Genomic DNA, 18,451 nt, shown 5'->3' on the forward strand with positions numbered 1-18,451 from the left:
GACGCACAGGACAAACCACAAACTTACCCACAATTAATAATTAGCTAGTAACTTGTATTACAGATTTATTAGGAATAATAAGTAACAGTGGATGGCAAACTCTTAAAAACTATTCCAGGGCAAAGTCAAGGGTTAACTAGAGTTGCTTTTAGTCCCGATGGTCAAACTATTGCTACTGCGGGGGTTGATAATACAGTAAAGTTATGGAATCTCCAGGGAGAGTTGTTAAGAACTTTGCCGGAACATCGAGGAATTGTGATTAGTTTAGCTTTTACTCCTGATGGCAAATTTTTAGTTTCCGGTGGAGATGATAGCACTGTGATTATTTGGGATTTAAAAAAGATAGAGAATCTCAATGAGTTGGAGTATGCTTGTATTTGGGTTGGAGATTATTTGCGGACGAATGTAGAAGTTCAAAATAGCGATACGCCTGACGGCACGCTACGCGATCGCCATTTGTGTGACAATATCAAAAAATAGTTAATGTGGAAATAGCGATCGTACCTTTTTAATTATCTGAAACAGAAGTTGTTTAACCTCACTGCACTACTCTCTAACTCGAATTCTGTAAACTTCCACTAAAAGTAATTTACCTTGGTAATGCTCCATATTCATGTTAGCTGATAAATAAACTTTTAGCCTCTCCATTAATTGAGGAATGATTTCGGGATGATTCCTTAACTGAATGGAAATGATTCCTTTATAGTTAGCCGGAGGATAAGTTACAATGTCGGCAAAATCTCCGTTTATTGAAATTAAGATTGTATCCAACTCTTGGGCTTTAGAAATGACAAGAGAATCAGGAGATTCTATCGGAATGTAATCCTTCAAAAGCAAAACTTCATAGCCTGCATCGCTCAAAATTTGAATGATAGAGTTAGGGATACATTGATCTGCAAAAAAGCGTAAATTCATTAGGTTACTGTCTCAAACTCTGACAAATCACGGGCATAATCTAAACAAGCTGTTATTTGTTCTTTTGATAAATCAGGAAACTCTTGCATAATTTCATCCTGACTTTGGTTAGCTGCAAAATAACCCAAAATCAAACTTACCGGAATTCTAGTACCTTTAATTCTCGGTTTACCACGCAGTATGTCTGGTGTGGTAACTATATGTTCTCTCCAATTAACCGTCATATTACATTTGTTCCGTCAATTAACCATAAATATATTGTAAAATACCCAATTAATTAAATATTAGTCAAAATAGAACTGTAGACATTTTTCCCGATTTAACCTTGAGTAACACGCCATTCCCCCAAACTGAACCTTCCCCAGCGCGGAGTCGCCAAGACTCTCACTTTAACCGTGCTCGATCGAGTATTCGTCGCACCATCTCTGGACATTCGGCAAAAATGCGGGCAATGTTGCGCCCGGAAATTGAAGTTTTAAATAGCACTTTAGAAAAATTAGATCAAGGCGTAATTTGTATTGCTGCTTTTGGTTTAGTTAGTCGGGGAAAATCAGCCGTTTTAAACGCTTTAATTGGGCAGAAAATATTACAAACTGGCCCACTTCACGGCGTTACTCAATACCCTCGTTCTGTACGTTGGACGATCCCCCCCCTACCCCCCCTTAATAAGGGGGGGAGTTCTCAGGTACAAGTGGAATTAATTGATACTCCGGGATTAGATGAAATTGAAGGTCAAGCTAGGGCGAAAATGGCGCAAGATGTGGCGCGTCAAGCTGATTTAATTTTATTTGTGGTTTCGGGAGATATCACTCGCACTGAGTATGAAGCACTTTGTCAATTAAGAAAGGCGCAAAAAGCGATAATTTTAGTATTTAATAAAATCGACCTTTATCCCGAACAAGATCGACAAACAATTTACGCAAATTTGCAAAAATTAGGTGCTGCTAGTGGGGATGATTCGATTTTACAAGAGTTACTTTCACCTGATGAAATTGTCATGGTAGCAGCTGAACCTGCACCGTTACAAGTTAGGGTAGAAATGCCAGATGGTAAGGTAAGTTATGAGTGGGAAAGTCCACCACCACAAATTAATGAGTTAAAGCAGAAAATTCTCAAGATTTTGAATCGAGAAGGTCGATCGCTTCTTGCCCTCAATGCCTTAGTTCAAGCTAGAGATGTGGAAGAAAGAATTGCCCGAAAAAGTATAGAAATGCGAGAAAAGGAAGCGGAAGATTTAATTTGGCAGTTTACTAAATATAAGGCGATCGCGATCGCTATAAATCCCATTGCTTTCTTAGATGTAATCGGCGGAACTTTAACAGATTTAGCATTAATTCGCGCTTTAGCAAAATTGTATAATTTGCCGATGACTAGTTACGAAGCTGGCAAGTTATTAAAAACAATTTTATTAAGTTCTGGGGGTTTATTATTAGGAGAAATCGGCACTACTTTCTTGTGGGGATTAGGGAAAAGTGCTGCGGCAATTTCTGCGGGAGAAAACCCTTCTAATATTACAGCTTATGCGGGTGCTGCGATCGCCCAAGCAGGGATTGCGGGTTATGGGGCTTATGCGATCGGTCGTGCCGCTCAAGTATACTTAGAAAAAGGCTGTACTTGGGGAGATAATGGGCCAAATACAGTCATTCAAGAAATACTAAATCAGGTAGAATCCCACACAATTCTCTATCGTTTACGCACAGAATTGCAGCCACACTTTGACAAATCTACTCCATAATTTCTGCTTCCGAACGAGTTAACATTGACTCCTGAGTTTGTTCAGCTTCTAAACGTTGTTGTGTCATTTGTTGCCGTGCTAAATCTTCAGTTGCCGGATTATCTCCTTGTTGAACTTCTGCTTCTGCACGATTCAACATTGACTCTTGAAGGCGTTCCATTTCCAGACGCTGTTGCGCCATTTGTTCCCGCGCTTGTTGTTCTGTACTCATAATTTAACTCTCTGGCGATCGAACTTCTAACTTGTATATTTTGATTCTTTGAAACTCTTACCAGCCAAATTCATCTTATTGGCTTAAGCACTCATTCATTCTTTATTTTAAGAGCTTTTTGGGCTACGTAGATAAGTCCTTTGGGAGATTTTCGGTGATTAACAGTTAAACGAGGGATTTGGTACTTATTTTTTAACCACCCTCGCCAAAAAAATCGACTATTGTACAAATATCCCGATTTATAATATTTAGCAGTAAACTTCTCTACCTTCTGATTTGACGCACCGTAAGGGTAAGCTATATGAGAAGCAACTGTTTTGTTAGGATCTAAACCTGCGGTACATTTCCTCAGTTGCAGTTGTGCTGTTTCTAACTCATAAATTAAATCTTTAGTAGTTACTTCAGTAAGTTTTTTGTGTCTTTGTCCATGAGATTGAATATCAAAAAAACCCTTTGCCAATCCTTCTCGCAAATTATTACAACTTATATTGAATGAAGTTTTACTTTCATTCTTTGCCATTATTCCCGGATTGATAAACAATACTACTTTAATTTTTTGATTATATTTCTCTGCTATACTTTCCAAAACTGGCAATAAATTTGTATAAAACGTTTTGTAAGAATCATCAAATGTCAGCATTATTGGTTTTTTGCCTATATGTTCAGGCGGAACTTTCCGGGAGTTAGTTATAAAGTAATCGTAGAGGTCTTGACTAGAAATAAACCAAAAATTATGAGTTACTAAATAATCTACAACTTTGACAAAATCTTCCTTGGTATAATAGATTCTTCGCAAGTCTTGGCTAATATTTTTTCCCTCTAAGCTTTGAGTATCAACAATACTATGAAACCCAAAAATAGGTATCTTTGGTATAGTGATATCTATAATCAGCCACATAATAGTAATCACCAAGAATGTGGCAATAAAAACCAGAATTGGAAAAGACTTAAGCTTTAGTTTGATGAATTTCATTTATTTAATTTTCCGGGAGGAGTTTCTGATTTTACAGATTGAGTACGGTGCGGAATAGGAGGTGCTTTAGGTTTACCTCTTTGAGGTATTGGTTGTCTGACAGGTTTGTTTTGGGGCATTTGATGACGATGGGGTATGGGGGGAAACATGATAACTCGAAGTTTTATTAGTTGCTTTTCAATTGTTTGACGACCAATGTGAAAATGAGCAATAGTTGTAAATACTGATAATGAGAAGTAGAAAAATCGAATTACCCAGTTCCCAGCGGCTAATAAAATAGAAATTGCTTCTTGGCTTAAATTAGCCTTTTTAGTTAAGCTAGTGATTTCAGATCTGACTTTTTTCTCCCACTTTACCGCCATAACCATTTCTTTTTTTGTTCGGGCTAAAATGGGAAATTGAGCGCTATAAGAATAGAAACCTAAAAACCCTTCTAAGTTAACTCTAGATTTTAAAAATGAGTCACTTAATGTTTGCGCTTGTTGGTATGTGATATTCTCATTGTCAGCAATTTCTTTGATCCAAGTATTGTATTTGAGGAACGGAGTAATGCCAAAAATTAGGGGTACTAGGATAATTAATAAAACGGCGCTTGTTTTGAGTTGACAAATTTTTGGTAAGATGACGCTGGCTAAGCCAAAACCCATACCGAGTACTGCAAAAATAATGATATTAGCAAACTCAACTACTTGTAAGATAGCTATGAATTCCCCAATAATCAGAATGTTGTAGATTAGTTCTTCACCGATAAAGTTGGCTATCAGCTTGAGGCTTACAGTGAAGAAAACCAAGCTACAAATAACCAAGATGTAGATTAATAATCTAAATAATAGTGTTAAAAGCCGCATTGAATTAAATGTTAGTTAAGTGGTGAAAAAAATCAGTTATCGGCTGTCTTACTAAGTTCCTCTTTTGCAGTTTTGGTGATTTGTTTGAGTGTTGTCAGATCGGGTGCTAAGTTTTGGCTGTCCATACTCAACCACAAAAGATACTCTATATTACCAGCAGGACCTGTGACTGGAGACCAGGTTAAGCCACAATATTGCCACCCGATCGCTTGTGCAGCTGCCATTACTTGCGCGATCGCATCTGCTTGGTCGTCAGTATCCCGCACCACGCCCTTTTTGCCAACCCTGAACTTTCCTACTTCAAACTGCGGTTTAACAAGCAAAATTGCGTCACGGGGAGATTGAAGTAGTTGCCATAAGCTAGGAAGAATTTTTGCCAAAGAAATGAACGAAACATCTACCACCCCTAAATTAGCCACTTCCCCATCTCCGTACAACTCGTTTGGAGTCAAATAGCGCAGGTTAGTGCGTTCTTTTAAGATTACTCTGGAATCGTTGCGAATTCGCCAGTCAACTTGTCCATACCCGACATCTACGCCGTAAACTAGCTTGGCACCAGCTTGCAACAGACAATCAGTAAAACCGCCTGTGGAAATGCCGCCATCTAAGCAAACTCGTCCTGCGATCGGAATAGTAAAGCATTTTAAAGCTTTAGCCAGTTTTTCTCCGCCTCTGGAAACGTAGGGCGATCGCTCTTTCACCTGAATTTGAGCAGTAGTATCCACCAACGTCCCCACTTTGTCAACTACCTGTTGATTTACCAACACTTCCCCCGCCTGAATTAACCTTTGCGCCAACTGCCGAGATGAAGTTAAGTTAAGTTCTACCAGCAATACATCAAGTCGTTGTTTTGTCATGAGTTCATCAAATTGTAGAGATTTATGCAGTTAATACACAGAAGCATATTGTAAACTGTTATTTATGTAACAATTAACTTAGGAAGTGTAAAAAATCATTGACTAGGGTGACTCAAACCAGTGGAAATAGAGAAAATAATTAAGTAAGGACTAAGTGTTTTGAGAATAGCAATTAATCAAGTTAGCTGTTCCTACCCAGTCTCCTTCATTAGCCCCTAGTAATAGTAATCTTAAGGAGATATTCATGTTAGAAACTAAGTTAACCAACTGTGCAATTTTACTTTACCAATGGTTGTTGCCTAGAGTTTCAGCTAACCCAAAATTAACTGTTGATTTACAAGACTTTCAAGCATGGTCAGCAGAATTTCGGGAAAAACCATACAATTACACAGAAATTCTCGAAGCTATTCAAAAGTTAAAAGAACTGCAATTTATTCAACTTAGCAAGACAGAAGTTACTTTGGAAGTGAAGAATCTGGAAGATTTGAGTGTACAGATGCAACTTCCCACTCAAATGTTATCTGTAGAAAGCGATCGCCAACAACGCCAGGAAAAACTAGTTAAATTAGTCAAAATTGTTTCTGGTTCATTAGCCTTATCCATAGCATCATTAATGATAGGCTTAACTATATTACAAAGGCAACCAGAAATTTTAAATACCCCTCATCCTTGGAGTGTTTTAGGAGAAAAAAATATTGGTTCTAGTAAGTAAATGACTTAGGAAAGATCGGGAGGTTTGAGATTGGTAAAGTTAGTAGCCCCATAATGGTTATCAATCATTTTGGCAGAAGTTCCCGTCCATCTGCCGATCGCCGTACTGTTAATATTTGCTTCTACACACAAGCTGATAAAAGTATGTCGAGTCTGATAGCTTTTGCGATATGGAATGTCACACTTAGCTAAAATTGACTTCCAAGCACGAGTGGAAAAGTTGTGCTGATCAATAAATTTCCCTTTAGGGCTAAAAAATATAAATGACTCAGGATCGACTATTTCAGGACGAATCTCATCTAAGATTGCCTGCACTTCTGAATTAATCGGAAAATCTCGTTTTCTCTGGGTTTTCAATCCTTCTTTGAGAACTAAACCATCTTCGGAAACAACAACAGATTCGCGAAATTGAATTACGTTTTTAGTGACGAACTTCCACTTGAGGGCTATTGCTTCTGAAGGTCTGCACCCTGTAAAAAAGAGGAAGCGTACATAGTTAGTGTAATGGTTGTAGTAGCGATCGCTAGCAAAAGTGCTAATAATTAAATCTCTCTCTTCCTTAGTAAACGGGGTAATATCCTGTTCTTCAGATAAACCCTTTGGCACTTTGATATTCATTTTTGCAAAAGGATTTGTGTCAATTATCCCCTCTGACAATCCCCAGTTACAACAAGCTTTAAATTGAATGAGACACCGTTTAGCAGCATTAGGAGTCAAATTCGATAATAAGTAATCTCGAATAGCAGACGCTTCATCTAGCGATCGGGTTGGTAATTTAGCAATGTGATTGCGATGCTTAGAAAAGTCCTTGGCATAAGTACTCGGACTAACCTGCGGTTTCTTAAACTCACTATACTTATCCCAAAGTTCATCTAATAGGGGTTTGGGCTTTCTGATGGGTGTAATGGGTGTAACCGTACTCAGAGCAGATTGTGGCTGGTACTTTTGTAATGTTTCATCAAACTCCTGGGAGAGAATATCTTTCTCAATCTCCGATGCCTGAAGCTCTGCTAGTTTCCGGTTAGCAGGGGTATCAGCTAAACCCGTAGAAATGTAATGACGCTTTCCACCAAATCTAAACCGCAACTGCAATCGATTATGAGAATTTATGATAGACACAGAACCCTTAGATGCCCGCCCCGCAGGAGTTTCAGAGAACATACGCTTAGATGGTGTAATTACTCCTCTAGTCTAGAGCGTTTACACCCTTTTTACACCCAAAAATCTCGAAAAATTACATCAGCGCTAATATTTAAAAACCTAAAACCCCTTGAGATGAACTATTCTCAAGGGGTTTATTTTAGATGCCAGGAACCAGACTTGAACTGGTGACACGAGGATTTTCAGTCCTCTGCTCTACCGACTGAGCTATCCCGGCGGACTGTTGTTGCGTGTTTTTTGTTTGTTTTTGACGCTTAATTAATATAACAGACAACTTAAGATTTTTGCAAGCCTTTAGCCAAAAAAACTTGGTGGGGATTTTTTGAAGATTTATGAAGCATGATATCTGAATAGTTGTTCATATATTAAAGTTAAATTAGAACTGATGAGGAAACAACCATGCCCACTGTCACCACCATGAAATGCGCTTGTGAATCTTGCCTCTGTGTAGTTTCCATTGGTGATGCTATTCAAAAAGATGACAAGTACTATTGCAGCGATGCCTGTGCCAATGGACACCCGGAAGGCAAAGGGTGTGGGCATCAAGGCTGTGGCTGTTAATTTCAAGCTAGTATTTAGAATCTCAGCAGTATTATTGAATCGCCATTCTCAGCCCAGTTAGTCCAGCAATCACTAAAAACAGGGAAAACTGAACTAAAACAATGCTGGGGCCAGAGGGCCAGTTAAAAAGACCAGAGAAAAGTATGCCAATGATGCTGCTGAGAGCACCCAAAGTTATTGACAAAGTGAGAAAAGTGCTAAATTTTTGACCCAGTAATTTGGCGCAAGCAGCTGGAATCACCAAAAACGCATTTACTAGCAAAATCCCGATCGCTTTTGTCGCCAAAGCCACAGTTAAAGAAAGCAACACCACAAACAAATAACGGTGTAACTGAACGGGGACACCTTGAACTTTCGCCACAGACAAATTTAGAGTTAATAAAACTTGTTCTTTTAAAGTAGATAACAGATAAATAGCACTACCAAAAAGCAAGATTAAGGTGAGAATTAAATCCACCTGATTAAGTGCCAGAATATCCCCAAATAACACATTCATCAACCCGCCTCGGTAGCCACGAATTAAGCTACTGAGGATAATTCCAATTGCTAAAGTTCCTGATAACACTACATTGAGAATAGTATCACTAGCTAAATCGGTTTGGTCAATTAAATAAAGTACAACTACACCAAAAATTAGCGTAAAAGGCAACAACATCCAAGTCGGATTTAACTGGAGAAGTACACCTAAAACAACTCCGATTAATGCCGAATGTCCAACAGCGTGACTATAAAACGATAACTGTCGCAGAGTAACAAAGCTACCGAGTAGTCCGCCTAATAATCCCATCAGGATACCACCTGCGATCGCCCTCTGCATAAAAGGAAATTGCAACAATTCCAGGAAATTGCTGACATTAGCCACAGCTAATAAGTTAGGATTGTAATCAGAAAGTAAATTTAGCCAAAGCATTACTTTGGAACCTCTTTAATTTAAACAAAGCATCAAAAAACCAATTAGCACTTGCGATTTAAAAATGTCAGTCGAACCTGCGGTTAATCAAATTGAAAACAAATTGTTACCTAATTCGGAAAAACTAACTTGCGATTTTCCCTGTCCCATTAATGATGAAGTTCATTATCTCCAAGGGCAAATTTTGCTTACAGAAAAAGCCCAAAGAATGGCAGAATTTTTTAGCCTTTTGGGAGATGCCAACCGCTTGCGAATTCTTTCCATGTTAGCAGTGAAAGAACTTTGTGTCTGCGATATGGCAGCAGCCTTAGAAATGTCTGAATCCGCAGTTTCTCATCAAATGCGAGTTTTGCGATCGATGAGACTAGTCAGCTACCGGAAGCGGGGACGTAATGTATTTTATCGCCTCCAAGACCATCATGTTTTAGAACTTTACCAAGCTGTTGCAGAACACTTAGACGAACAGGAACCCTTGTAGATATGTTGTATCTGTAGAGACGTTGTATAAGTAGGTGCAAATAAATAAAGTGATAATAGTTATATGAGGATGGGGCGGGCAGGATGCCCACCCCACAAAAAAGCTGTAACTCTTGTGGGGTGGGCATCTTGCCCGCCTTGGTTTTCATGTCTCTACAGATACAACATATACTAATGCCGATGTTGATAGCGGCTAAAAGTTGGCCCATAAGTAGCTAACAGATTTTGTGGTGAAAGAATCGCCTCCGGTTGTCCCGAACAAACTACAGTTTGATTCAAACAAATTACTTGATCGCAATTACTATTTACCATATCTAAATCATGAGAAATCTGTAAAACCGTCCAACCTTGCTCATTTTTTAGTTCATTTAACAAATAGTAAAAATCAGCTTCTCCAGAAATATCTACTCCGGCAAAAGCTTCATCTAAAACTAAAAGTTTGCGCGGACTAACCAAACAATAAGCAAGTAAAACTCGTTTTAATTCTCCACCGCTTAAAGTGCCGATCGCCTGTTGTCGCAGATGATAAGCATTAACTCTTTGTAAAGCATTAGCGATCGCCTTTTCCTTCTCCCAATTTCGTTGCCAAAACTTAGGAAACTTGGATCTTTTTTCTTCTTGCCATCCCAATCCTACTAACTCACTTACAGAAATGGGGAAACTGCGATCGAAAATAAAATGCTGGGGAATATATCCAATAAAATGTCGCCAACTCCCCAATCTTTTCGGCGGACGACCAAAAATTTCTACATTTCCCGAACTCTTAGGAAATAAATCTAAAATCGCTTGAACTAAAGTACTTTTGCCCGAACCATTAGGGCCAATTATTGCTGTATCAGTTCCCGATTTTAACTCAAAAGAAACATCCCTGACCGCTAAATAATTACCCCGGTAAACTGTCAAATTCTCTACCTTTAAAACCGGGACTTCTGTTAAGTTCATTGCTGGCTATTCAACTCTCTAAATTTTTCGGTGGGTATACGACTAAAGTCGATACAACAAACAATATCTATTTTGCCATTCTGGAGTTAGCGACAAGCAGCTTCAATACCTTGAAGATTGGACTTCATTCCTGTAATGTAATACTGCGGATCTTTATCTCCCCCTTCCAAAGGATCTAAACTTCGCAAGGTCAAATTCAGATCTTGAGAAAGACTCGTTAACAATTTGTTGTCCGTTCCTGGTTCACCAAATAAAGCCTTAACATTATACTTTTTTACTGTAGCAATTGTCTTCTGTATATCTTGGGGAGAAAGCTGATCTTCAGGAATCTCTACTACTGCTACTTGTTTCAGTTGATATCGCTTGGCTAAATAAGGAAAAGCATCATGAAAAGTAATAAAAGTACATTGGTTGCCAAATAATTTTAACCTTTGTTGAAACTGTTGATCCAAAGCTTGTAACTGTTTAATATAAGCCGTAGCATTCGCTTGGTAAACATCCTTATTTTCGGGATCGGCAGCAATTAAACCATCCCGAATATTTTCCACTTGTTTAATTGCTAAAACAGGATCTAACCACACATGAGGATTACCTTCTGCACGATCGCGATCGCGATTTTCCCCTTTAGTTTCCACTGGTTTTACCACAGGCGAAAGTTGCTGTAAAGGCTGAATACCTCGACTAGCTTCAATCTGTTTTAACTTAGGATTTTGGGCATTTTTTACCGTACTTTCGAGAAACTCTTCTAAACCCATACCATTTTTAACTAATACATCTGCTTGGGCGATCGCTTGCACATCTTTTGGCGTAGTTTGATAATCATGGATCTCATTACCCGGAGGTACTAAAACCTCCACCTGGGCTAAATCTCCTGTCACCGCCCTAGTAAACCAATACATCGGCAAAAACGTCGTTACCACCTTTAGCTTAGGCGTTTGTGGCGAAGTTTGCGCTACCCCAGAAGCAGTCGTAGCAGCAGGTGCTGAACCCGAATCAGACTGATTACAGCCAGTCACAGGTAGCACAACCAGCAGCAAACCTAAAAACAATCTTTGCAATTTGGGGCAAACCAACACTTCTCTCCTTTGATTGCCGCAGCCTTTTTTGCGAATCGATCCAATTATACTCTATTTAAAATGAGAATAAAACTCATTCTATATAGATGTCTAAAAAATTATTGCTATATTTTTGCAATAAAATTCTTGGCTTTTCCAGAACAAAGCGTATAATGTTCAGGTCTTGACTAAATTTGGTGTGAGGTTAGAAACCATCAATGTTGAAAATATTATGCAATAAAGCCTTCATGGGGTCGGCTGTGCTTAGTGCAAGTTTCGCTTTATGCACAGGTGCGATCGCCACCACACCCCCAACCACCCCAGAAAACAGCGATTCCGAATCCAATATTTCCCAAACAACATTAGAACAAATCAACCAATACACAAACGAAAATCCATCCGAAGAAAACAGTTTAGAACAAGTAACATCAGTTTCCCAACTGCGCGACGTACAACCAACAGATTGGGCATTTCAAGCATTACAATCCTTAGTGGAGAGATATGGTTGTATTGAAGGATATCCCGATCGAACATATCGTGGCAATCGGGCTATGACTCGTTACGAATTTGCTGCTGGATTGAACAGTTGTTTGGATAGAATTCAAGAATTAATTGCCACATTACCCCAAGGAGTAAGTCGAGAAGATTTAGATCGATTGCGAAGATTGCAAGAAGAATTTGCTGTCGAAATTGCTAACTTACGGGGAAGAGTAGATAACTTAGAAGCCAGAATAACAAAAGTAGAAGCCCAGCAATTTTCCACCACTACAAAACTAGAAGGAGAAGTGCTTTTTGCCACTGCTGCTATTTTTACCGGAGACGATGCTTTTGGAAATAAAGTAGAGAGAGTACCAATCCTGGGCTATCGTGCTCGACTGAATTTTGTCACTAGTTTCACAGGAAAAGACACTCTTTTAACCAGGCTGCAAGCAGGTAATTTGACACCTTTTTCCAGTGTTACTGATACACCAGAAGGGGATTTATTCTACTCTGGTTTACCATTTGAACAGGGATTAGACAACAGTGTAGCACTTGATGAATTATCGTATAAATTTACCATTGGCAACAGTACAGAAGTGATAATTTCTGCTAATGCTGCCGGGTCAGATAATTTTGTTGATACCCTGAATCCTTACTTTGATGGTGATGGTGCTACTGGTGGTTTAACTAACTTTAGTACTCGTCCACCAATTTATTATCTTGCTGAAGGTACAGGCATTGGCATTAGACAAAAGTTCGGCGAAAGTGTAGAACTGAGTTTAGGTTTTAATGCTGATTCAGGTACAGCTTTTTTACCTGGTAAAGACGAAGGTTTATTTAATGGTGCCTATGGTGCATTAGCTCAGTTAACATTTAAACCAAGTGAACGTTTTAAGTTTGGGATAACTTACGCTAACGCCTACAATGTTGACCTAATTACTGGTAGTCGAGTAGCAAATTTGCGATCGTACTTAGCCGCATTCCAACCTTTTGTAGGTAATAACAACTTACCAGTTTCTACTAATGCTTACGGTGCAGGCTTTTCCTGGCAACTTAGTCCCGGATTTGTCATTGGTGGTTGGGGTGGCTACATAAATACTCGCACCCTTTCCACATTAGATGGACAACTTAACCGAGGTAGTTTAGACATTTATTATGGAGCAATTACCCTAGCTTTTCCTGATTTGTTAAAACCAGGAAGTTTAGGCGGAATTATAGTTGGTGTAGAACCCATTGCTGATGCTAGTCCTCGCCTTTCCACAGACTTATTTCGCGCTGGTTTAGGTGGCGATGATGATGATGTTTCTTTCCACGTTGAAGCCTTTTACCAATTTCAGTTAACCGATAACATCTCCATTACCCCCGGAGTAATTTGGCTAACTGCTCCCGATCATAATAGCAACAACAGCGACATTGTTATTGGCACAATCCGCACCACTTTTACATTCTAAGACTACCTAGATCCCCGACTTCTTGAAGAAGTCGGGGATCTAGCTGAGATCCCCGACTTCTTGAAGAAGTCGGGGATCTAGATTCAGCTGTTCTAGCGGTAAAAGACCAGCACTTAAAAAGGCTGGTCTAATATTTAAAATGTGTTGTTGTTGATTAGAAGAAATCCCAACTGCGCGTTCCCATTCGTGCAGAAGGTAAACTTTCTTTTCTTAATAACTATAATATTACAAAAGGTAGATGTTTGATCTCGGTAGTTCTCCCGAATTTTGTCGTATTTCCACTACCTTAATTGAGGACGACCCCAGATAATCCTTTCTTGCTTATAGATCGCAACGCCTGGTTTGGCTCCCTTGGGTTTATAAATATGTTTAGGTTCGGTATATACTACCGGAACGCGATCGCTTTGTCGAGAACGACTATAGTAAGCAGCAAGATCGGCGGCATACTGTAAATCTGCTTCCTCAGCCACCATTCCCGGTTCTAAACGCATCAGCACATGACTACCAGCAATCTCTTGAGTATGGAACCAAAGATCGTAATCACCTGCTAACCGAAATGTGAGATAATCATTTTGGCGGTTGTTCCGTCCAACTAACAGTTCAAAACCGCTAGGAGTCTGAAATCGGTAAGGATGCGACTCCGACTCGGATCTAGTAGCAGCGCGATATTCTGGGTCTTCCAGATACTTTTGTTGAATCAATTCTTCCCGAATTTCCGTTAAAGTTTGCAGATCTTCTGTACTACTATAAAACTCAGTTTGAGCTAAAGCCGCCTCTACCTGTTCCAAGTAATAAATCTCTGCCTTTACTTCAGCTAATAGTGGTTCAACTGCATTGCGAGCCCGCTTGAGCTTTTGGTGAATTTTGTAAAGAGCTTGGGCATTTTGTACAGCATTTTTTTCCGGATCTAACTTAATTTTTACAGGTTCAGCAGTGTCAAAATCTGCTAAAATAATGGACTTCATTCCAGGTTCCCACTCATGCAGATGCGCCATTAGTAAATCAGCTTGTTGACGATGTTGATCTGCTGTGTCAGATTGCTGTAACCGTTGCTCAAAACCTTGTGCCTTTTGCCGTAGTTTTCCCAGAATATTATTTAGTTTCTGAGTCAGTTGATGGCGAAGTTGAGTAAATTCTTGCTGATTTAATTGATTAGTGTAGTAGCGATCGAGCAAAGAATGAACATCGGGAGCAGGCTCAACCACACCCCAACCCAACACCGTATACCCCTGTTGAGTCCACCCAGGAATAAAAGCCGAGTTACTTTTTTCCAGAACTAACAACCATTCCTGCCACTTTTGAAACAATCCTTGCCAATCCGATTGAGTTAAAGTATCAGTGGATTGGTTCGGGTCAAGTCCAGCCGCTTGCACCATCGACTGCACTAACGCCGAACTCAAACCCCGATAACTTTTGAGCAAACAACGCCCCAAGTTTCCCGGTATTAAACTAATCCGTTCTTGCCAACGTTGTTGAGACTCGCTCAAACTAGGAATCGGATCGGAAAGTAAAGGTGGTACTTCGTAACGTTGTCCAGTCAAAATCGGGCGAACGCTAGATTGTTGTTCATTAACTTGGTGCGCCGCAGTAATAATAATGTTGTCAGCATCAGTCAAAATCACATTGCTGTATTTACTCATGATTTCGACATAAAGATGCCAAAGTGGTGGATCTCCCGGACGTTTGCCAAACTGAAAATCTAAAACCCTTTCCCAAGGTGCTATTTCCGTAACTGCTGTTAAAGCTAAACCGCCAAGTTGATGACGCAGTTGTTGACTAAAAGTAAATGTGTCGGGTGCTTTCGGTGGTGGCGCAGCAATGCAGAGTCTTGCCGCTTGGGGATGCCAAGAAATATCTAGCCAACCTCGACCTTTTAAAGTGCGGAGCGCTAGAGATATGGTGAAGCGATCGCGCTGATATACTTGTTCCAAGCGCGATGGTAGCCAGCCAGCCCTTAATTCCTCACAAGCAGCTGTCAGTGTCGTAAAATCAACGGGTTGCAAAACAGCCGATTTTTCTTTGGTGAACAGGTAATTTTCTATCTATTACTATCTTCTCAGATAACGAGACATTATTACAAAAGATTAAGGCGACTAGATCCCCGACTTCTTCAAGAAGTCGGGGATCTAGGGTGATTGAACAACTTTTTGCTTTTTCTTCAACCCAACAGACAGAACACCAGCCGCCAGCAACGCCCCCACAGTACCAGGTTCAGGTACACTTTCCATTGGTGTACTATTACCAACCTTAATTTGATATGCCAAATTAGAACGCATTGGTGGAGCACCCGTAAAACTCCAAAGCATCAATGAAGTACCAGACAGAGTAAAGGGAGCAGTTATATTACTAATTTGTAGATAATCAACATCATCGCCCGAAGAAGACAGATTACTAATTCCCAGACCCTCAAAAACGAGATTGCTCAGTGCCATAGTGCTATCAGCAACAGACTTAGTACGGAGGAAAATATCAGTTACAGAACCACTAAAAACACTATCGATCGTTTTACCACCAACAATATAATTAACCAAGCTTCCCGTGTATTCTAGGGTAAAGTTTACTGACTGATTGTTTGCCCACCAAAAATCACCTGCGGCAACAGGCGTACCGCTAGCATCATTAATTCCAAATTCCCGTTCTGAGGGGTCTAAACTAGCGTTACCAATGCGACTTTCAGCAACGAACAATTCCGTAAATTGTCCCGTTGCCCGCAGATTGTTAAAATCTGTATCGGTAAAACCAGTGCGATCGATTACAGTAAAAGCATCAGCCGCTTTAGGCACAGAAACCGCTCCTAAACCAACTACTGCTAAGGTAAAAAATGTGTTACGTAAGTTAATCATTGTTGTTAATCGCTACCCGATAGATTTATTTGTTAGGATGCCTAAGAGATAATTAATATTCTATTTCCAGTGTTTTTAGGTACCCGATTTACCTTTTTTCTAAACTAGACCAGCGTTTCTCTTCTTGCCTATATTAAGTAATTATTTTTATTAAATCTTAGCTCTTTCGTCCTTCTGGTCATAAGTAAACCTGATTAATTCCTAAAATGCTTGATTCATTAAGCAATTCAGTCCTCAGTCCCCAGTCCCCAGTCCCCCAAAACTAGGAATAAAAGCTGAGTTTTTACTTCTATACCTTTAGAGAGAAGTAAAATTCCGAAAAAGGTGAAAAAACCGGAAGAAAAACTAAAAACAATTGATTTCTTGGTTTTTAGCCTTGTAACTCGCTATTGTTGGATTTATCATGGAAATAGAATCGTAAAAGCTCCTCATACTGCTAGGCCGTCAATCTGTCATGGATATTCAGCTGATCAACATTGGTTTTGGGAACATCGTCTCTGCAAGTCGAGTAGTCGCCATTGTCAGTCCAGAATCCGCCCCTATTAAACGCATCATTACAGATGCCAGAGATAGAGGGCAACTGATTGATGCCACCTACGGACGACGCACCAGAGCAGTAATTATTACTGACTCCAGCCATGTAATTCTCTCGGCAATTCAACCGGAAACAGTCGCTAATCGCTTTGTCATCAGCAAAGAGGCTACGGCTAACGAACACTAAGCTGGTCAGTTTCAGATTTGAAATTTTGGATTTTTATTGCTCATCAGTCAAAGGCTGTCGTTCAAAGGTCATCTCTCAAGAATCATCGGTAATCACCAAAAAATTCTTAACAAATGACAAATCACAAATGACAAATGACAAATGACAATTTAAAATCTAAAATCTCAAATCTCAAATCAATCTTATGAAAACAGGCAAACTGATTGTTTTTACAGGGCCAAGTGGAGTTGGCAAAGGTACCTTACTGCGAAAACTCCTAATGCAGCACCCAGAGTTGGTACTTTCTATCTCTGTAACTACCCGTTCACCTCGTCCCGGAGAAATTAACGGTATAGACTATTATTTCGTTAATGTGGAAAAGTTCCAGCAAATGGTAGCAGATGAAGAATTGTTGGAATGGGCAGAATTTGCGGGTAACTATTATGGTACACCTCGCTTACAAGTGGAAGACCTCATTTCCCAAGGGAAGTGGGTAATTTTAGAAATTGAACTAGAAGGTGCAAGACAAATTCGCCGCACTTTTCCGCAAGCTTTGCGGTTGTTTATTTTACCTCCTTCACTTTGGGAATTAGAGCAAAGAATCCGCCGCCGGGGAACAGAAACAGAAGAAGCTATCACCAAACGTTTGCGCCGTGCCCAAGAAGAGATTAACGCCGCTAATGAGTTTGATATTCAAATTGTCAATGACGACTTGGACAAAGCTTTGGAAAATCTGGAAGCAGCACTTTTTGTACCATGCTAAATTAATTTCTGAGGGCGACCTATAGTGGATTAATGTTGGTAGTAACCAATATTTTCTACTATAGGTTTTGTGTATTGGCTTTATTCTAAGTTGTGGAACTTTTCCTTGCAGTCACAGTCAATAATTTCACGTTATCCAAAAATTTAGACTATAGGTTGAGGGAAATGTTGAGTAAATCTATAAAAAAGTTATTCTGGTTAATCACCAGCTTATTAGTGATTTTGAACGTCGATTCTGCTTATGCAAGTAATAGTCAAGAATCTAGATTAACAACTGGGCTATGCAGTAGCACCGGAACCCTTTTGATGGCTCAATCAAACTTACCTGTGTTGGCTGAAAGAAATTTACTGGCTTTGGCAAGTTCAAATTCCGAAGAGTTACGAAAAAACCAGGAATTATGGGCTAAACAAAAATTGAGAAACTACCGTTATACCTTGCGTGTTAGTTGTTTTTGCCCAACCGATCTAACTCAACCAGTTAATATTAATGTTCGTTCTGGTAGGACTGCTTCAATTACTCCAGAAACTAGCAGAAATAGAGTCAATAGAGAGTTCTTTCAAAAGTACGATTCGATCGATAAGCTCTTTGAAATTATTCGTTCAGCAATTGCCCAAAATGCCTACAAGGTTGATGTTAAATATCATCCCAGTTTAGGCTATCCAACCCAAATCACCATTGATTACAATAAGCAAATGGCAGATGAAGAACTCTTTCTCACAATTAATAGTTTAGAAGCTCAATCAAATAGGCGCTTCTCCCAACCATAATAAACTTAAACGTGCGATCGCACGGCACCGACTGAAGTCGTTACAACGAACAGGCAACCGACTGAAGTCGTTACAACGAACAGGCAACCGA

At 39.6% G+C, this 18,451-nt stretch carries 21 protein-coding genes and 1 tRNA gene; 9 read left to right on the top strand and 13 right to left on the bottom strand.

Going from position 1 to position 18,451, the window contains the following annotated elements:
- Nucleotides 1-87: 87 nt before the first annotated feature.
- Complete coding sequence (locus tag ACE1CI_RS04305) at nt 88-480, top strand: WD40 repeat domain-containing protein (protein WP_413266326.1); 393 nt, start codon at nt 88-90, stop codon at nt 478-480.
- A gap of 66 nt (nt 481-546) precedes the next feature.
- On the opposite strand, the gene ACE1CI_RS04310 is transcribed toward ACE1CI_RS04305, so the two are convergent.
- Nucleotides 547-915, bottom strand: coding sequence for a DUF5615 family PIN-like protein (locus ACE1CI_RS04310; protein WP_413266325.1), 369 nt, complete (start codon nt 913-915; stop codon nt 547-549).
- Nucleotides 915-1,139, bottom strand: coding sequence for a DUF433 domain-containing protein (locus tag ACE1CI_RS04315; protein WP_496615229.1), 225 nt, complete (start codon nt 1,137-1,139; stop codon nt 915-917). Before ACE1CI_RS04315 ends, ACE1CI_RS04310 begins: the two co-directional genes overlap by 1 nt.
- Before the next feature lie 185 nt (nt 1,140-1,324).
- On the opposite strand from ACE1CI_RS04315, the gene ACE1CI_RS04320 reads away from it, so the two are divergent.
- Entirely contained in the window at nt 1,325-2,650 is a 1,326-nt protein-coding gene (locus tag ACE1CI_RS04320) for a GTP-binding protein (RefSeq protein ID WP_459564113.1), read from the top strand.
- Here the strand turns inward: ACE1CI_RS04320 and ACE1CI_RS04325 are convergent.
- The 4 genes from ACE1CI_RS04325 to ACE1CI_RS04340 all read right to left on the bottom strand — a co-directional run bounded on the left by ACE1CI_RS04325 (nt 2,640) and on the right by ACE1CI_RS04340 (nt 5,539).
- Nucleotides 2,640-2,861, bottom strand: coding sequence for a hypothetical protein (locus tag ACE1CI_RS04325; protein WP_413266322.1), 222 nt, complete (start codon nt 2,859-2,861; stop codon nt 2,640-2,642). The two genes, ACE1CI_RS04320 and ACE1CI_RS04325, sit on opposite strands and share 11 nt — an antisense overlap.
- Nucleotides 2,862-2,952: 91 nt before the next feature.
- On the bottom strand, nt 2,953-3,834 hold the full coding sequence (locus ACE1CI_RS04330) for a polysaccharide deacetylase family protein (protein WP_413266321.1): 882 nt from the start codon (nt 3,832-3,834) through the stop codon (nt 2,953-2,955).
- Complete coding sequence (locus ACE1CI_RS04335) at nt 3,831-4,682, bottom strand: hypothetical protein (RefSeq protein WP_413266320.1); 852 nt, start codon at nt 4,680-4,682, stop codon at nt 3,831-3,833. Before ACE1CI_RS04335 ends, ACE1CI_RS04330 begins: the two co-directional genes overlap by 4 nt.
- Before the next feature lie 32 nt (nt 4,683-4,714).
- Nucleotides 4,715-5,539: a TlyA family RNA methyltransferase gene (locus ACE1CI_RS04340; protein ID WP_413266319.1), complete on the bottom strand. Its 825-nt coding sequence runs from the start codon at nt 5,537-5,539 to the stop codon at nt 4,715-4,717.
- A 244-nt stretch (nt 5,540-5,783) separates the two neighbouring features.
- On the opposite strand from ACE1CI_RS04340, the gene ACE1CI_RS04345 reads away from it, so the two are divergent.
- On the top strand, nt 5,784-6,251 hold the full coding sequence (locus ACE1CI_RS04345; protein ID WP_413266318.1) for a hypothetical protein: 468 nt from the start codon (nt 5,784-5,786) through the stop codon (nt 6,249-6,251).
- A 5-nt stretch (nt 6,252-6,256) separates the two neighbouring features.
- On the opposite strand, the gene ACE1CI_RS04350 is transcribed toward ACE1CI_RS04345, so the two are convergent.
- Complete coding sequence (locus ACE1CI_RS04350) at nt 6,257-7,411, bottom strand: Arm DNA-binding domain-containing protein (protein ID WP_459564112.1); 1,155 nt, start codon at nt 7,409-7,411, stop codon at nt 6,257-6,259.
- Between the two features lie 144 nt (nt 7,412-7,555).
- Nucleotides 7,556-7,628 (bottom strand) — tRNA-Phe (locus ACE1CI_RS04355).
- Nucleotides 7,629-7,810: 182 nt separating this feature from the next.
- Between ACE1CI_RS04355 and ACE1CI_RS04360 the strand changes: the two genes are divergently transcribed.
- Entirely contained in the window at nt 7,811-7,972 is a 162-nt protein-coding gene (locus ACE1CI_RS04360) for a metallothionein (protein WP_413266316.1), read from the top strand.
- Between the two features lie 31 nt (nt 7,973-8,003).
- On the opposite strand, the gene ACE1CI_RS04365 is transcribed toward ACE1CI_RS04360, so the two are convergent.
- The gene (locus ACE1CI_RS04365; protein ID WP_413266315.1) at nt 8,004-8,882 is read right to left on the bottom strand and encodes a metal ABC transporter permease; all 879 of its coding nucleotides are present in this window, start codon (nt 8,880-8,882) and stop codon (nt 8,004-8,006) included.
- A 64-nt stretch (nt 8,883-8,946) separates the two neighbouring features.
- Between ACE1CI_RS04365 and ACE1CI_RS04370 the strand changes: the two genes are divergently transcribed.
- Entirely contained in the window at nt 8,947-9,360 is a 414-nt protein-coding gene (locus tag ACE1CI_RS04370) for an ArsR/SmtB family transcription factor (RefSeq protein ID WP_413266314.1), read from the top strand.
- Nucleotides 9,361-9,530: 170 nt separating this feature from the next.
- Here the strand turns inward: ACE1CI_RS04370 and ACE1CI_RS04375 are convergent, their stop codons facing one another.
- Both ACE1CI_RS04375 and ACE1CI_RS04380 read right to left on the bottom strand, forming a co-directional pair.
- Nucleotides 9,531-10,301, bottom strand: coding sequence for a metal ABC transporter ATP-binding protein (locus ACE1CI_RS04375; RefSeq protein WP_413266313.1), 771 nt, complete (start codon nt 10,299-10,301; stop codon nt 9,531-9,533).
- 86 nt (nt 10,302-10,387) lie between these two features.
- Complete coding sequence (locus ACE1CI_RS04380) at nt 10,388-11,374, bottom strand: metal ABC transporter solute-binding protein, Zn/Mn family (RefSeq protein WP_496615231.1); 987 nt, start codon at nt 11,372-11,374, stop codon at nt 10,388-10,390.
- A gap of 200 nt (nt 11,375-11,574) precedes the next feature.
- On the opposite strand from ACE1CI_RS04380, the gene ACE1CI_RS04385 reads away from it, so the two are divergent.
- Nucleotides 11,575-13,287, top strand: a complete 1,713-nt coding sequence (locus ACE1CI_RS04385; protein WP_413266311.1) for an iron uptake porin — start codon at nt 11,575-11,577, stop codon at nt 13,285-13,287.
- Between the two features lie 281 nt (nt 13,288-13,568).
- Here the strand turns inward: ACE1CI_RS04385 and ACE1CI_RS04390 are convergent, their stop codons facing one another.
- Nucleotides 13,569-15,290 (bottom strand): Rqc2 family fibronectin-binding protein, encoded by a 1,722-nt coding sequence (locus ACE1CI_RS04390; RefSeq protein ID WP_413266310.1) that lies wholly within the window; start codon nt 15,288-15,290, stop codon nt 13,569-13,571.
- A 123-nt stretch (nt 15,291-15,413) separates the two neighbouring features.
- Complete coding sequence (locus tag ACE1CI_RS04395; protein ID WP_413266309.1) at nt 15,414-16,130, bottom strand: choice-of-anchor W domain-containing protein; 717 nt, start codon at nt 16,128-16,130, stop codon at nt 15,414-15,416.
- 454 nt (nt 16,131-16,584) lie between these two features.
- Here ACE1CI_RS04395 and remA point away from each other — a divergent pair, with 454 nt between their 5' ends.
- The 3 genes from remA (at nt 16,585) to ACE1CI_RS04410 (ending at nt 18,360) form a co-directional block, all read left to right on the top strand.
- Nucleotides 16,585-16,851, top strand: coding sequence for an extracellular matrix/biofilm regulator RemA (remA, locus tag ACE1CI_RS04400; RefSeq protein WP_073593291.1), 267 nt, complete (start codon nt 16,585-16,587; stop codon nt 16,849-16,851).
- A 184-nt stretch (nt 16,852-17,035) separates the two neighbouring features.
- Nucleotides 17,036-17,593 (top strand): guanylate kinase, encoded by a 558-nt coding sequence (gene gmk, locus ACE1CI_RS04405; RefSeq protein ID WP_413266308.1) that lies wholly within the window; start codon nt 17,036-17,038, stop codon nt 17,591-17,593.
- A 164-nt stretch (nt 17,594-17,757) separates the two neighbouring features.
- Nucleotides 17,758-18,360, top strand: coding sequence for a DUF6174 domain-containing protein (locus ACE1CI_RS04410; protein WP_413266307.1), 603 nt, complete (start codon nt 17,758-17,760; stop codon nt 18,358-18,360).
- The last annotated feature ends 91 nt before the right edge of the window (nt 18,361-18,451 follow it).

It is taken from the genome of Floridaenema flaviceps BLCC-F50, from assembly GCF_041929275.2.
In the GTDB taxonomy this organism is placed as follows: Bacteria; Cyanobacteriota; Cyanobacteriia; order Cyanobacteriales; family Aerosakkonemataceae; genus Floridanema; species Floridanema flaviceps.